Annotated in this window: 1 protein-coding gene; it reads right to left on the reverse strand. The window is 38.8% G+C overall.

From position 1 onward, the window contains the following. A partial coding sequence (locus COO03_RS23340) for a Cna B-type domain-containing protein (RefSeq protein WP_257132054.1) occupies positions 1-812 on the reverse strand: 812 nt, incomplete at both ends.

Here is an 812-nt window from a genome sequence, read left to right on the forward strand (position 1 = left end):
TGTGATGTCATAACCGCTTACGCTAGATTGATACCCTGCTACTGGACGTTCCTTCACTTCATACTGATAGGCTACTCCATTCGCATCATATGTTTCTAAATCTGCGAATATATATTTCCAACCCATTACTGCTAATACGTCTTGTGTTTGGATTACATTTCCATTTTGTAGTAAGTCTACTTTGATCATTGCTGGACGGTCTGTCGCATTTCCGTCTTTCCACGTCTTCGTTCCTTCTACTGTTAATTTCGCTACTTTTGTGTTTGTAATGTTATAGCCATTTACTTCCGATTTGTATCCCGCTACCGGTTTTTCTTTTACTGTATACGTATAGGCAACACCATTTGCATCATATTGTGCTAAATCTGCAAATGTATATTTCCAACCACTTGCCTCTGTTACGTCTTGTGTGTTGATCACTTGACCATTTTGTAGTAAGTCTACTTGAATCTTGTCCGGACGATCTGTCGCATTGTCGTCTTTCCACGTTTTTGTTCCTTCTACTGTTGTTTGACCTACTTTTGTATTTGTGATGTCATAACCGCTTATGCTAGATTGATATCCTGCTACTGGTTGTTCTTTCACTTCATACTTGTATGCAGCGCCATTCGCATCATATGCCGCTAAATCTTTGAATTCATATTTCCAACCATTTGTTGCTGTTACGTCTTGTGTGTTGATCACTTGACCATTTTGCAATAAATCTACTTTGATTGTTTTCGGACGATCTGTCGCATTGTCGTCTTTCCACGTTTTTGTTCCTTCTACTGTTGTTTGACCTACTTTTGTATTTGTGATGTCATAACCGCTTA

Origin of the sequence: Bacillus sp. AFS098217, from assembly GCF_002551815.1 — a bacterium.
In the GTDB taxonomy this organism is placed as follows: domain Bacteria; phylum Bacillota; class Bacilli; order Bacillales; family Bacillaceae_G; genus Bacillus_A.